Origin of the sequence: Acetobacter lovaniensis (assembly GCF_014207635.1) — a bacterium.
In the GTDB taxonomy this organism is placed as follows: domain Bacteria; phylum Pseudomonadota; class Alphaproteobacteria; order Acetobacterales; family Acetobacteraceae; genus Acetobacter; species Acetobacter lovaniensis.
Genome location: NZ_JACHIE010000010.1, coordinates 76,826 through 86,849 on the forward strand (window position 1 = coordinate 76,826; position 10,024 = coordinate 86,849).

19 protein-coding genes are annotated in these 10,024 nt (G+C 57.0%); 5 read left to right on the forward strand and 14 right to left on the reverse strand.

The genetic code is table 11. The annotated features are described in order from the left end of the window. Positions 1 to 59: 59 nt before the first annotated feature. From HNR55_RS11570 to HNR55_RS11635, 14 genes are all read right to left on the reverse strand, one after another. On the reverse strand, positions 60 to 479 hold the full coding sequence (locus tag HNR55_RS11570; RefSeq protein WP_166115480.1) for a hypothetical protein: 420 nt from the start codon (positions 477 to 479) through the stop codon (positions 60 to 62). A gap of 78 nt (positions 480 to 557) precedes the next feature. Then, positions 558 to 1,760 (reverse strand): histidine-type phosphatase, encoded by a 1,203-nt coding sequence (locus tag HNR55_RS11575; protein WP_166115478.1) that lies wholly within the window; start codon positions 1,758 to 1,760, stop codon positions 558 to 560. Positions 1,761 to 2,341: 581 nt separating this feature from the next. Next, a complete protein-coding gene (locus HNR55_RS11580) occupies positions 2,342 to 3,088 on the reverse strand; it encodes a site-specific integrase (protein WP_242005567.1) in 747 nt (248 codons plus the stop codon). Positions 3,089 to 3,378: 290 nt separating this feature from the next. Then, on the reverse strand, positions 3,379 to 3,606 hold the full coding sequence (locus HNR55_RS11585; protein WP_166115474.1) for a helix-turn-helix transcriptional regulator: 228 nt from the start codon (positions 3,604 to 3,606) through the stop codon (positions 3,379 to 3,381). Further along, positions 3,599 to 4,207 carry a hypothetical protein gene (locus HNR55_RS11590; protein ID WP_166115472.1) on the reverse strand — a complete coding sequence of 203 codons (609 nt, stop codon included), beginning with the start codon at positions 4,205 to 4,207 and terminating at the stop codon, positions 3,599 to 3,601. The genes HNR55_RS11585 and HNR55_RS11590 overlap by 8 nt, the downstream gene beginning before the upstream one ends. After that, positions 4,204 to 4,392, reverse strand: coding sequence for a hypothetical protein (locus tag HNR55_RS11595; RefSeq protein ID WP_166115470.1), 189 nt, complete (start codon positions 4,390 to 4,392; stop codon positions 4,204 to 4,206). The genes HNR55_RS11590 and HNR55_RS11595 overlap by 4 nt, the downstream gene beginning before the upstream one ends. 1 nt (position 4,393) lies before the next feature. Then, entirely contained in the window at positions 4,394 to 4,585 is a 192-nt protein-coding gene (locus tag HNR55_RS11600) for a hypothetical protein (protein ID WP_166115468.1), read from the reverse strand. After that, a complete protein-coding gene (locus HNR55_RS11605; RefSeq protein WP_166115466.1) occupies positions 4,582 to 5,397 on the reverse strand; it encodes a recombinase RecT in 816 nt (271 codons plus the stop codon). Before HNR55_RS11605 ends, HNR55_RS11600 begins: the two co-directional genes overlap by 4 nt. 1 nt (position 5,398) lies before the next feature. Beyond that, entirely contained in the window at positions 5,399 to 5,860 is a 462-nt protein-coding gene (locus tag HNR55_RS11610; RefSeq protein ID WP_166115464.1) for a hypothetical protein, read from the reverse strand. After that, positions 5,857 to 6,123: a hypothetical protein gene (locus tag HNR55_RS11615; protein ID WP_166115462.1), complete on the reverse strand. Its 267-nt coding sequence runs from the start codon at positions 6,121 to 6,123 to the stop codon at positions 5,857 to 5,859. The genes HNR55_RS11610 and HNR55_RS11615 overlap by 4 nt, the downstream gene beginning before the upstream one ends. After that, entirely contained in the window at positions 6,120 to 6,437 is a 318-nt protein-coding gene (locus HNR55_RS11620; RefSeq protein ID WP_166115460.1) for a hypothetical protein, read from the reverse strand. The genes HNR55_RS11615 and HNR55_RS11620 overlap by 4 nt, the downstream gene beginning before the upstream one ends. Positions 6,438 to 6,515: 78 nt before the next feature. Then, a complete protein-coding gene (locus HNR55_RS11625) occupies positions 6,516 to 6,773 on the reverse strand; it encodes a hypothetical protein (RefSeq protein WP_166115458.1) in 258 nt (85 codons plus the stop codon). Then, a complete protein-coding gene (locus tag HNR55_RS11630; protein ID WP_166115456.1) occupies positions 6,773 to 7,573 on the reverse strand; it encodes a hypothetical protein in 801 nt (266 codons plus the stop codon). Before HNR55_RS11630 ends, HNR55_RS11625 begins: the two co-directional genes overlap by 1 nt. A gap of 86 nt (positions 7,574 to 7,659) precedes the next feature. After that, on the reverse strand, positions 7,660 to 8,043 hold the full coding sequence (locus HNR55_RS11635; RefSeq protein WP_166115454.1) for a helix-turn-helix domain-containing protein: 384 nt from the start codon (positions 8,041 to 8,043) through the stop codon (positions 7,660 to 7,662). Positions 8,044 to 8,123: 80 nt separating this feature from the next. Here HNR55_RS11635 and HNR55_RS11640 point away from each other — a divergent pair, with 80 nt between their 5' ends. The 5 genes from HNR55_RS11640 to ssb are packed head-to-tail and all read left to right on the forward strand — an operon-like array spanning position 8,124 to position 9,852. After that, positions 8,124 to 8,312: a Cro/CI family transcriptional regulator gene (locus HNR55_RS11640; protein WP_166115452.1), complete on the forward strand. Its 189-nt coding sequence runs from the start codon at positions 8,124 to 8,126 to the stop codon at positions 8,310 to 8,312. Next, a complete protein-coding gene (locus HNR55_RS11645) occupies positions 8,309 to 8,746 on the forward strand; it encodes a hypothetical protein (RefSeq protein ID WP_166115450.1) in 438 nt (145 codons plus the stop codon). The genes HNR55_RS11640 and HNR55_RS11645 overlap by 4 nt, the downstream gene beginning before the upstream one ends. Further along, positions 8,743 to 8,919, forward strand: coding sequence for a hypothetical protein (locus HNR55_RS11650; protein ID WP_166115448.1), 177 nt, complete (start codon positions 8,743 to 8,745; stop codon positions 8,917 to 8,919). The genes HNR55_RS11645 and HNR55_RS11650 overlap by 4 nt, the downstream gene beginning before the upstream one ends. 1 nt (position 8,920) lies before the next feature. After that, positions 8,921 to 9,367: a hypothetical protein gene (locus tag HNR55_RS11655; protein WP_166115447.1), complete on the forward strand. Its 447-nt coding sequence runs from the start codon at positions 8,921 to 8,923 to the stop codon at positions 9,365 to 9,367. Then, a complete protein-coding gene (gene ssb / locus HNR55_RS11660) occupies positions 9,364 to 9,852 on the forward strand; it encodes a single-stranded DNA-binding protein (protein ID WP_166115445.1) in 489 nt (162 codons plus the stop codon). Before HNR55_RS11655 ends, ssb begins: the two co-directional genes overlap by 4 nt. The last annotated feature ends 172 nt before the right edge of the window (positions 9,853 to 10,024 follow it).

Consider the following 10,024-nt stretch of genomic DNA (forward strand, 5'->3'; position numbering starts at 1 on the left):
ATCCGGCCCGGCCTGCCGGTTCTCCCCTGAATGCCGGGAGCGCCAGAGAGGCAGGGCGTTTACGTGTCTGCCTGTTCTCTCCTGCCCATACGGTGGTGTGGGGGAATGTGTGGAAGAATGCGGAGGTATGCGTCCTCCTCCGTTTCGTCTGGTTCTATGCCCAGCCAGTGGGGCTTGCGCCGGATCATCCAGTCCAGCATATGCGCGCAGACCTTGCGGCACAGGACAAAATCCTCCGCCAGCAAAGCTACGCCCAAGGGGAGCATCCATAATCCCAGCACGGGCAGGAAGGACAGCAGCCCCCCTGCGACAAGTAATGAGCCAGCAGGCAGGCGGAGCCATTTCTGCCCCGGTTCGCGCAGCCAGAACAGCCAGACCCGTGTTTTGCCCGGCAGCCGGACAAGCAGCAGCGCCATACGGCGCTGGCGCAGGAGTTCGGTGGGATGGGTCGCCCCGGCAGAGGTCCATGCATCGGTCATGGGACAGATATGGGGTGCAGGCCGGATGTTTGCAAAGGTGCTCCATCCGCGCCCGGCCCATCCTATGCGCGGCGGCGCCTATTGGACAGGGCGCAGGGTCTGGAGGGACGAGCCAGCGGCAATGACCTGTATATTCAGCGCCGGAGCGGGTGGGGCCAGTGTGCGTAGGGCTTCCAGCCCCTGATGGAACAGCCGGATAACAATGCAGGGGCCATGTGCCGTGCGCCATAGCTCAAAGGCCAGCGTTGTATTGGGGGCGGTGGGGTCGGGCTGGTCGGCAAAGGACCAGTCCAGCCCATACAGGGTGGCCAGTGCGTCCAGATTGGTGTCATGCCCTGCCAGCACGAACAGTTTTGTCTGTTCCGTTACTGCGGGCACACCGTTCACAGGTTTACCCGCCAGTGCATTCTGCACGGCTGTGGCCATGGGCGTGCCCTTGTGTATGGCCAGCGTGGGCAGGCGGCGGATCAGCCAGTTTTCCTCCGCGTGGAGGGGGAAGACCTGCCAGATCAGGGTTGCGGGGTCATGCCCATCAAACGGTTCGGCCTGTGCGGGCATGCCCTGTGTATATTCCAGCAGCAGGTTTTCGGCCGCTGTGCCGCCAGTGGCAATGCCGCCCTCAAGGTGGGGCTTGCCTTTTTTCCATACCAGAATGGTTTTGCTGGCGCGCAGGCAGTGGGGGGTATCGGTTGTGCAGGCGGTGGGGGCCAGAGCGGCCTGTAACGCGGCCATGCTGGCGTCCATGCTGGAGGGCAGGGTACGTGCCCGCTGGTCAAACTCCTGCGTGATAGCACTTTGTTCCTGCGTGCTGAGTGGTGCTGGCGAGCCTGCAAAAATGGGGTCTTCCTGCCCATCGGCCAGGCCGCTGACGCGCAAGCCGCATGCGGGGGCAAGCCTGTCAGCCCATATCCCCCCACTCTCCCGCGTACGGTGGTCCTTGGCATCGGCCCATACAGCAATGCTGGCTGGTGTGGGGCAACTGCCTGACTGGAGCAGACCTGCCTGTGTGTAGTGCTGGCGCACCAGTTCTACCATCTGGGCCAGTGCCTGTTTGCCGTGTTCGGTCAACTCACCGGGGGCCACAGGCCATTGCGCCCATGCGTGGCCGGTCTGGGCCAGCAGGGTCCGGGGTGGTTTGGTGGGGCTGCGTATGCCATGGCGGGCAAGAAGCACCACCCGTTCCAGTACCGCTCCCTGCTGTGTGGAGGGAAGGGGAACTGTGGGTGCTGCAAGGGCGGGGATTGCGATGAACAGCGTGCAGAAAAGGAGAAGATGTCGCATGGTATGCTCACCGCAAGGTTGGTGCTGGCCCGGTTGTGGAACAGAGTGCCAGTTTTAGGGCTCGGCGTAATCTCGCGGAACACGCCACCAGCATTGCGGATGCGCAAGCCCGGCGCAAGGTCGGCAGGTCTGGGGGAAGGGTGCTCCGGAGTTTTTCCGGAAAGTTCGTGATGCATCAAGACGGTATTATATGGTGCAGGCCCGCGCCTTGTGGCCGGTGGTTCTGGGGGGCGTCTGGCGCCATGGTCCCGTAAACGGGAGCGGAGATGGTTTTGGTGGACCATTGCGTCCGCAATGGGGAACAATGCGAACGCCCTGTCCTGCCAGTGTGGTTGACTGGTAAAGATGTTATTATCGCATGTTTTTGCGAAGTGCGATACGCGTACGACATAAGGAGACCGCGGGCAGTCGCGTCGCGTGCCTGTATGGTAGATGCGCGGCATTCACACCAACTGTACACATTATCCACAGGCTTATGCACTGGAGCATCCGCAGAATCTGTGGACGAATCTAGAGCGTATATTTGTCAATGGGTTAGAGTGTAAAACTCAAATATTATACACTCTAAAATTCAGCAACTTTCAGGATTTTGTAAAACTTCCACGCCCTATTTTCAGGACCGCATCCCGCGCCAGCCGGGATTGGTCAACGGCTCTGGTGTAGCGCTCTATCTCACTCAGTGTCTTGTGTCCCGTGATGGATGCTATTTGATGCGGAGAGCAGCCGGCCTCGGCCATTCTTCGTGCTGCGGCCTTGCGCAATCCATGCGGAGACAGCCGCTCCTTTATCCCGCACTTTTCGACCCACCGCGTAACGCTGTGCGAAAATACGTGCACTGAAAACGGCAGCCCCTTCTTCGTGGCAAGGAAGGTAGGCTGCCCCTTAGGTATCTGGTCAATTTCCTGCGCAAGAACTGGATGGACGGGTATAAGCAATTTGGTTCCAGTTTTCACTTGCTCCACAGCCAGCATGCAACCTTCCCGAATATCCGACCAGCCCATACGCACCACATCGCTGCGCCTCTGCCCGGTGTACAGTAGCAAATACAGAGCAAGCCTCGCAGTTGTGCCGGACGGCCAATAGCTTTCGTATTTTGCGATCTCCTCATCGTCCCATGACTTTGCCCCTGCGGCCATTTCTTTCATGCGCGCTATTCCGGTGGCAGGATTCCTCTCAAGCTCCCCCTTATCAACGCCATGCTGGAAAATCATCCCAAACATTTTTAGCCAGCTATTGGATGCTGCTGGGGTTTTTGATTTTCTTGCGACAAAGGCCCGGACGTGAGGTGAAGTGAAATGCACCGCTTGATGCGATGCGAAGTCCTCCATCTGCATGCTGCGGACGATATTTCCATAGGCCCTTTGGGTTGATGGTTTCAGGCCAAGAAAATGCGATGATTGAAGCCAGCTAGTGCATAGCGCAGAGAATGTTCCAGATGCTTTCTCTGGGTGGGCGGTATTATCCGGAGCTTGGCTCAGGGCCAACTGATATGCGGGCCAGAACTCATTGCTATGGATATCTGGAAGGGAAACACGAGGCAGGCGTGGGTGCCGGAAATAATATCGGACCCTGCCATCTCTGCCCCTGTGTTTCTGGACATATTTTATGCGTACTGCGATCACATCAATGCATCTAGTGGGTTGATTTCTTTTTTCTCGGGGGCAGGAACTCCCGATTGCGCGTCTATCCATCTATCAAGGGCGATCCTGTCCCATATCAAGCGGCGCACTCCCGTCTTGATGGGCGGGATTTGCTTGCCGATAGTAGCCTGAAAGACTGGCCGGGAAAGTCCGACATACCGGGCGGCCTCCTCAACTGATAGAAGTCGTGGCGTTATATCACCCATCCGCCCCCTCCTTCCCCGAGATAGGCCGGTCGTTGCGTACCTCTGGGATGGTTATGGTGTCGGGGGTGCGCTGGGGTGTTGCGTTGGGCGGATTTGGTAGGGGTTGCCATTGGGTTATCTCACCATTAATTTCATGACCAAATATTCCATCAACCCAGAAATTTCCTTCTTCTGGGCAGCTATCGCAAAACTGGCCATATTCTCCGCATGTATGTGGAATAGGGCCAAAGTAAGCATCGGTAATTCTTTGGCCTTCTCCATCGGAATTAATCACCCACAGATCAACATACGATCCATCCTTGGGCGCACTCGCAATCGGCCTCCAAGCCGCAGCATCTGCTGCTGCGAGGGCGGCTAATATTTCGCGCCGGATGCATGCGCGACGATACTCGCGCTCATATTCCTCATAATCGCCTGTCTCAAACAGGATGACTGTTTTACCCTCACGTGCCTCAGCTTCATGGTCGCGGATAACGTGACGTTTTTTTTCTTCTGTGCTGTAGTCAAAGCCACCGATTGCTCCATCACCCCAGCGACTATCACGCCATCCACGAGCCTTAATGACGGCATCAATAGCCGCCTCAACTCTTGGGTCAGTCATGATTGGCCTCCAACGTTAGGAAGCGGAACGACCTCACCAGAATCAATGGAGCGCAAAAGACCCTCTGCCACGATCCAGTAATATTCATCTTCCGGCAGCCCATTCTTTGTATCCATCAGAACTTCCTTCCAGATGAAGCGCCGCACTACGGGCATACGCGGATCGTTTCGGTAATCTGTTTTCATATCACCCCACCTCCCGCGCTGCGTCGATGGCATCTCGTAATTCACCATCCGTCACAGGCGTGCCGATGGCGATTAGAGCCTTGTCGTGACTATCATCAGGTTGGCCAAGAGCGGCTGCATCAACCATCATCTCCCGCTGCTCATCACTCAACGGCAGCCGCACGAACACGCCGGCGGGTTTCTGGTCGGTCATGCTGGCACCTCATCAACCGGCGCCGCTGCATGCTCTTGAGCAAACTCTGCACGCTTGGCGGCAATCATGTCCTGCACATCGGATTGCACATCTTCGGGGATAGCGCGCCCAGCCTGCTCAGCAGCCACAAGAGTACGCTGCCATGTCTGCCACAGCACATCGGTGCAGGTTGCATCTGTGCAGCCAGCAAGGCGTTCCTTGAATATGGCGCGGTGGTCTATGGGCCTTGTCTCGGTAATGCGCTCCTGGCGTGGTGTAATATCAACTGTTTCCTGAGGAGTGTCTTGCGCTTCCTCTGCCGTGATCAGCCCACGCAGAACATCTGGGAAAGCGTCACGCAGGGCAAAGCCACGGGCACGCATTTGCAGCATACGCTTCGGATACTGCTTCCATGGCCCCTGCTTATTCCAGAGGCTTGCCGCCTGAGCATCGGCCACGCTAAAGCGGCGCTCAACGGGAGACTTTCCCTTGCGTTTGGCGATGCAGACCGCAACCATATGGTCACCATCCCCTTCGATATGCTCAATCACATCATCGCAAACTGGGGCCGCCTTTACGAGACCAAGGAGGGCATCTCCCCATACGCTCGGGCGGCCGTTGATTACGGCAATATTTTGCAGGGACTGCAGGGGAGCAAGACCAAGCTCGGAACCCATTTGGACGGCAATCAAGACGGCTTCCGGCTTGTTGATGTATGCCTGCGGAACCATGCCGCTCTTTGCGGCAATACCCGCAAAGCGCATGAGCTGGTCAAAGGTAGTGATCTGTATAGCGGGCGTGTGATTGCCTGCTGTTGTCAGGGAATTACTCATATCAACCATCCTTACGGGCGCTAACGACCAGAACGGGTGCGCCACCATTGGTTAAGGAAACACCGGGAAGGCTTTTCTTCCGGGCAAGCTTTTTCATTTCGTTGGTCTGGAACTTGTCAGGCTGGGGTTGCCAGAGTTCCGGGTGCGCGGCCTTCAATGCCTTTTCATCAGTCACGAAAGGCTCAGGCGGCTTATCTCGCAGGCTGGCTTTCCAGTTTTCCGAATGGAACCCGGTGACGCCATCAGCCTGCATACGCTGCGCCAGTTCAGGACGCATAAGCTGCACGGCCTGCTTGCCCTTACGCTCCAGCTCTTCTGCTGCCCCGATAAGCTCCAGATAGCAGGCATCAATATTTGCGCCCGGTTCGCGGATGGCGGTTATGAAGTGGCTCCATGCCGCTATAGCCGGGCGCAGAACGTCTGCGTGGATGCGGTTGGCGGTAGTGAAGAGGGGGTCGCTCATGCCGCCACCTCCTGAGCACCAACAAGCGCCCGTTCTGTCCGGCTGGATGCTGACGCCGCCTTAAGCTTTGCATCAATGTCCAAGGTGCGCTCCAGCCGATCAATCATGAGCGACACCTTCACTTGCGCGTCCATAAGGGCCGACCACTGCTCGCCAAACCGAGGAACAAGCCCTTTCTGACCTTCCAGAATGACCTCCACCGACTTCATGTCGCAGACAATTCCCTGCACTTCGCTGGGCAAGAAATGGATGAAGCTGGTCACGCAGCCACCTCCAGCCCACGCATGGCATCATGTCGCGTTTGTGCGACAAGGCCGCGTTCCATACGGTTCTTTTCGTGAAGTTCGCGTACAGCGCATACCATGTCGCCGATAGCTTCCTCGGCAAAAGCCAGTTCAACAGCAGCAAACCTGTTGTCAGTGAAGAACGGAAAGGTCATCGCGTCTGCCACGCGCAGCAGGTTTACGATTGCTGTTTCATACTTCTGAACTTCAATGGCAACAAAAGGTGTCAGCCCCTCAGTGCTGAACATGCCTTCGTTAAGCGCCTTCTCGTACGCCTCGTTTTTGTAAGACATTTTCCAAACTCCCTCGTGGGAAACATTCGGCCAATGCGGCCACAAGACCCGGCCCGCGAGCCGGGAAGTGCGGGGGCATCAGGGGGAAAGGTGAGGCGCGCGAGGCAGCCCGCTCAGATCGGCCAGTATGTTCCACGGCGTGAACAGGACGTTCAGCAGATCCGCCGTCACGGCAGGCGCACTCTCGGAAAAGCAGACGTACGCAATCATCGCGGTCCAGAACACTGCACCGATGGCGAGCTGCACGAACGGGTTATACAGAGCCGCCAGCGCCCAGCTTGTGGCGATGTAGTCCCATTGCTGGGTTATTGGTTTTTGGGGGTGTGTGGATCGCATTATGCTGCCTCCACTGCAACGGGGAGTCCATCCTCGCCCAGCCTGTACCAGACGCCCTCCTTAATCCCATCCTCGCCCTCGTACAGGCTGGTGAAGCGATTGCGCTCTCCATCGTGCCATGCAAGGCAAGCCGCGCCATTTTTACCAAGCTTTACACTGACGTTTCCTCCAGATGAGGCTGTTACTGAGTTACGACCTGCCGCTTCAATCTGGGCACCGTTGCCACTGGAACCAATCCGGGCATCGTCGCCACTGGAACCAATCCGGGCATAGTCGCCACTGGAACCAATCTGGGCATCGTTGCCACTGGAACCAATCCGGGCACCGTCGCCACTGGAACCAATCTGGGCATCGTTGCCACTGGAACCAATCCGGGCATCGTCGCCACTGGAACCAATCCGGGCACCGTCGCCACTGGAACCAATCCGGGCATCGTAGCCACTGGAACCAATATGGGCATAGTCGCCACTGGAACCAATCTGGGCATAGTCGCCACTGGCCTCTTCTGCCTCTCCAATATCTTTCGTCAGCGCAATCAAGGAATTTACATCGGAGATCACGATCTCTTTTGAAAATGCCTTATCGAAAGCATTCCGCGCCAGCCACCGAGCGTCTGAATATTTTTTGTCAGCATAAAGCGCTGTCATGGTCTCGCCATATTCTGCGCCCTGCGGGAATTTATTGCTGAACCAAGACTTCCCATCCTGACACGCGCCCCACTGGCGCAGCATGTTCAGGGTTATCTGTGCTTTGTTTGTTTCTGCGGGAGCGTTCTGCTCGACCTGCTGTGTATCTGTCATTGCCCATCACCTGTTTGGTTGATGGGTCAACCTTAATGCGCTTAAGTAAAATAGAGCAAGAGAAAAATTAAGCCGCTTAAGTTTTTTTATTTTTTAAGGGTGATCGCGGCAGCTAACGCCTGAAGAGCATCTACTGCGGCACTCTGCTGTGATGCCGGGATTCTCCGGAGAATTTCGAGCGCGCGTAGCTCTGGGGCGGTTTGAGCTTTCGCCACCTCCTCCGGGGAATCGCCAGTAAGTAGATATCGAGATGACACCCCCAAAGCCTCCGCCAACCGTTCAAAATTCAAGCTTTTTGGCACGGCTCTGCCGGTCTCATATTGCACGACAGAGTTTTCCGATAGGCCGATCATGCGCCCAAGGTCCGCCTGTGTGAAGCCTTTTTGTTCTCTTATTGTTCTAACCCGTATACCAAAGGCTACTTTCTTGGGGTCTCGGTCTTCGATGCGCTTAGGTGGATTCTTGCTCATAGGAGATTGTCGCAGTCTGATTTGAAGGGGGCATCCTTAATTTGCTTGCAATCAAACATTAAGCGACTTAAGGTTCTCGCATGAGAGAAACACTCCTTGAGGAAGTCCTTTCCCGGCGCGGGGGCGGCAAGGCAATCGCAGAGGCTTGCGGGGTCACGCAGTCGGCGGTGAGCCAGTGGAAAAGAGTGCCCGATAAGCACGCAGAAAAATTTGGTGCGGCAGTTGCTAAGCTGCTCAAACGCACCCCCACCGAGGAGGCGCGGGTATGAGTGAAAGTCATCGCCTCGCCATGGAGGCGGCCCTAACTCTGCATAAGGGCACCGGCATCTCGGCTTCCGATCTGGTCGGGACAGCCGAGATGATCCGCCTTTACTGCGAAGGGAGTCTAAAGATTCCCGGACTCTCTATCGATGACAACCGTCAAGGGCGGCGTCTTCCCGTCAACGATAGCAACAGCCTCAGCGTAAAGGGAGGAGACGTAAGCTCTGTCCCTAACTTCCGGGGCGTTAGTGTCGGAGTCCTCAAGTCTGAAGGCGATACGCTCGATAAGCCATTCTCTGGTGTTATCAGTAGCCATAACAATTCATCCTCTGTGCAAGATGGTGAAAGCGTGGGGGAGCTTCCGACTCCCTCACGCACTGAAACGGTAGCCGCTCCCGGCGATACCGAGGAAGCTGCACGTACGCATGGCGGTGCAGCATGAGCGCCATCCCGCCCGGATACAAAGCGGCCTACTGCCGCCCGGTCAGTGCGCGCGAGTGGACGGCCTTTGGTTCGCCCAGCCTGTCCCCTGACGCCATGCGCCAGCTTGGCAAGCCCCAATGCATCGAAATCCGTGATGGCGATGTGATCATCCTTTGCGTGAAGGTGGAATGACATGACATGCGATTTTGAGAAGAAAATCTTGGAAATGCATAACGCAGGAAAAACAAATCCAGAAATGGCGCGCTCCCTTGGGAGTAATGTAGAAAAGGTGCGCGCAGTTCTGAAGAAAAACGGATTGGCGCGACATCCCGCAAAAGGCGGACAACGCGAAATGTCGCGCATGGAGCGGGTGGGGAAAATAGCATCCCTCCTGAGGAAGGGCCTAAATAAAGAAGAAATTGCGGAAAGTATGCGCCTTTCCACTTCTTCACTGGGAAACTGGATAAGTGAGGCGCGTGCGATAGCCTTTCCGAAAGGGCAGCGCGATGAAGTTGAGGTCCCCACCTCCCGCTTGCACCACCTCCCGCGCAAAGATGGGGCGTTGATTCCAGGCCACCCCATCGCCGTAGATGCCATGTGGCGCGGGCTTGAACGCTGGCGTGATGGAGCGCAAGCATGAGCGGATCCGTAAACAAAGTAATTCTGGTTGGCAATCTGGGTAAAGACCCGGAAACACGGACCACTCAAAGCGGCCAGAAGATCGTATCTTTCTCGCTCGCGACCGGCGACACATGGAACGACCGGGCCTCTGGCGAAAAGCGCGAGCGGACCGAATGGCACCGCGTTGCCATCTTTAATGACCGGCTGGCCGATGTGGCCGAATGCTTCCTGCGCAAAGGCCGCAAGGTCTATCTGGAAGGCGCGTTGCAAACCCGGAAATGGACCGATCAGGGCGGACAGGAACGCTACACGACCGAAGTGGTTGTGGACCGCTTCCGTGGCGAGCTTGTGTTGCTGGACAGCCGTAACGGAGGCGCAGATGCACCTGCGCAACAGCCTCAGCAGGCACGCCAGAACAACCAGCAGCCGCAGAATGGCGGATACGGTACGCAATCCGGCGGCTGGGGCGACCCGTCCGACCTCGACGACGAAATTCCGTTCTAAGCCCCTCAAGTACCCATGCCCGTAACTGCATCCTCAACCCCCAGCTTTCGCGCGACTTCCGCCAGCAGCTCCTTGCGCTGCTGGATGGTCGCGTATGGGTGCAGGAACGACCAAAGCTCCGCTGCTCTGACAGTAGACTGCCAGAGGAACGGAGTATTGTGCATGGCGGCGG